General features: G+C 51.4%; 2 protein-coding genes. Both read left to right on the top strand.

Going from position 1 to position 2,056, the window contains the following annotated elements; all coding sequences use genetic code 11:
* Positions 1-817 (top strand): isomerizing glutamine--fructose-6-phosphate transaminase (locus OES20_19260; protein ID MDH3636831.1); only part of this gene is annotated, 817 nt, incomplete at its 5' end.
* 371 nt (positions 818-1,188) lie between these two features.
* The gene (locus OES20_19255) at positions 1,189-1,827 is read left to right on the top strand and encodes a glutathione S-transferase family protein (protein MDH3636830.1); all 639 of its coding nucleotides are present in this window, start codon (positions 1,189-1,191) and stop codon (positions 1,825-1,827) included.
* The last annotated feature ends 229 nt before the right edge of the window (positions 1,828-2,056 follow it).

Here is a 2,056-nt window from a genome sequence, read left to right as displayed (position 1 = left end):
GGATAACACGCTGTTTGTTACCTTGTCGCAATCCGGTGAAACCGCCGACACGCTGTCTGCCCTGCGCAGTCTGAACTCGGATAAATACTGCGGCAGCCTGTGCATATGCAACGTACCTGAATCTTCGCTGGTGCGCGAATCCGACCTGGTGATGATGACTCGCGCCGGACCTGAAATCGGCGTCGCCTCGACCAAGGCCTTTACCACCCAGCTGGTGGCGATGCTGTTACTGGTTGTATCGCTCGGTCGAATTCAGCAGCGGCTCGACGATAAAACCATTGCCGCAATCATCGGTGAATTGAGTTCTCTGCCACGACAAATCGATGAGTTGCTGCGGCTGGAGGCAAGCATCGAAGTCATCGCCGAGGACTTCGTCGACAAACAACATGCATTGTTCCTCGGCCGCGGTGAACATTACCCGATCTCGATGGAAGGCGCTTTGAAGCTCAAGGAAATATCCTACATCCATGCCGAGGCTTACCCGGCAGGCGAGCTCAAACACGGCCCGCTGGCGCTGGTCGATGCCGATATGCCGGTCATCGTCGTGGCGCCGAACGACGACCTGCTGGAAAAACTGCACTCCAACATGCAGGAAGTCAAGGCCCGTGGCGGCAAGCTTTATGTGTTCGCGCATCGCGGCGCGCACCTCGAAGCCGACGCCGACGATGTCGTCATCGAGATGGATTGCGATACCGACTACATTACCCCAATCCTGTCGGTGGTCCCGCTGCAGATCCTTGCCTATCACGTTGCGGTCCTGCGCGGCACCGATGTCGACCAGCCGCGTAACCTGGCGAAGTCGGTTACAGTAGAGTAAAGGCAAAGAGCCCGGCGTCGGTGGTGTATTTGAAAATATTGAATTAAACAGGGGAAAGTTAGCGGTAATAGCTAACGATTTCTTTGCAACTTAATGTTGATAGCGAGCATCTCGACGGGATAGGTTGAGCAACTTCAGGTCCGTATGGCAGGCACTGTGATATACGGCATCAGTATCGGGTTTCGGCACATTGCAGACAATCGCGGTGTTACCAAAAGAAAATCATTTCTGTAACTCCACATTCGTTTTTGCGGTTTAGTAAATCTATTACCTGGCAAGCCACATATATTTTTTTTATTGGTTTCATAGAAAGCGCGGGAATAGGCTTGCATAGTAGTGTCGGCATGTTTCAAATCATAGGAGGATTTCCAATGAGCAAACCAACTCTCTACGGCCCCGCATACAGCACTTACACACGCAGTGCACGCCTGGCAATGGAAGAAAAAGGCGTCGATTATAACCTTGTCGAAGTAGACTTTTTACAGGGACCGATGCCGGCGGAACAGGTGGAGCGCCACCCTTTCGCCAAAGTTCCTGCATTCGAGCACGATGGCTTCGAGCTTTACGAAGTCATCGCTATAGAACGTTATATCGACGAGGTATTTGACGGCCCATCGTTGCAACCAGAAACTGCGAAGAAACGTGCTCGCATGAACCAGATCGTCAGTATTATAGATAGTTATACTTATCCATGTACCGTTGGTCAGCTTGTTATCCAGCGAATTGTGATGCCAATGCTTGGCGAGCAACCTGATGAGTCAGCCATAGCTGAAGCCATGCCAGAGATATCAAAATGCATGGGTATCATTGCCGGATTACAGGCTGATAGTAAATTTCTCGTCAGCGATCATGTAACCCTGGCTGACATTCACCTGGCGCCGATTTTTGATTATTTTCAAAGCACTCCCGACAGCGATCCGATCCTTCAAGAGAATCCGGGACTGCGCAGCTGGTGGGCTGAAATGAGTGCACGCGACTCTATGCAAAAAACTCAACTCTCCCCAGGCTGAGGATCGGACTTAAAAGTTGTGATCTGATTTTTAAGCTGCTCGACTCTGATGGAAAAATAATTGATCAGGAGGATATATAGTGACAAAGCCGAATAAAGACCCTGTGTCCCTGGCCCGGGAAGATCTAAACGAGATCGCTGAGAGGATGGCAACTTGCCCCTTCGTAGGAGCAGCGGTTGCCATGGGCCAGCTACAGGTGCTCAACACCGCAGAAAGCCCGCTTGCCAGC

This window comes from Gammaproteobacteria bacterium (assembly GCA_029862005.1).
Taxonomy (GTDB): Bacteria; Pseudomonadota; Gammaproteobacteria.
This window is presented reverse-complemented; position numbering and strand designations above follow the sequence as displayed.

Coding starts and splice junctions, on each gene's coding strand:
- OES20_19255 (MDH3636830.1), top strand. CDS start 1,189: ATGAGCAAACCAACTCTCTACGGCCCCGCATACAGCACTTACACACGC.